This window comes from Blautia luti, from assembly GCF_013304735.1.
Classification (GTDB): domain Bacteria; phylum Bacillota; class Clostridia; order Lachnospirales; family Lachnospiraceae; genus Blautia_A.
On sequence record NZ_JAAITI010000104.1, the window covers coordinates 1 to 493 of the forward strand.

The 493-nt window shown below is 43.0% G+C and carries 1 protein-coding gene; it reads right to left on the reverse strand.

Features of this window, described 5'->3' with window-relative positions; all coding sequences use genetic code 11:
- A partial coding sequence (locus G5B06_RS18630) for an ATP-binding protein (RefSeq protein ID WP_173772729.1) occupies window positions 1-493 on the reverse strand: 493 nt, incomplete at both ends.

Below are 493 nucleotides of genomic sequence, written 5' to 3' on the forward strand. Positions count from 1 at the left end.
CGGTCATAAATTCGTTTGTGTGCGATATCAGCGGCGTTATTCAGCTCTGATAAAGTGAGATTGGTCGTTATGATCAGGGGCTTTTTACTGCGGTAACGACTGTCAATCACATTGAATACCTGTTCCAGTGCAAAGTCAGAGTTCCGCTCAATTCCGAGATCATCAATAATCAGAAGACTGTAGCGGTTTAAGCTGTTGATGAACTGGTTTCTGTCTTCAAAATGCATTCCGGTAAGGGTATTTAGAATCCGAGAGAAGTTGGTCATCAGTACAGGAATGCCTTTTTCCAGAAGGGCATTGGCAATGCAGCCTGCAAAAAAAGATTTTCCAGTACCGACATCACCCCAAATAAGAAGTCCGGAAGCGTTTGATTTCATCTCTTCCCAGTTACTTACATAATTGTGTGCCAGTTTTATTTCCGGATTGATGCCGTTATCCCTGGCAAACGTGTAGTCGTAGAGTGCTTTGTCCTGTAAGCCACTGGTTTTAAGAT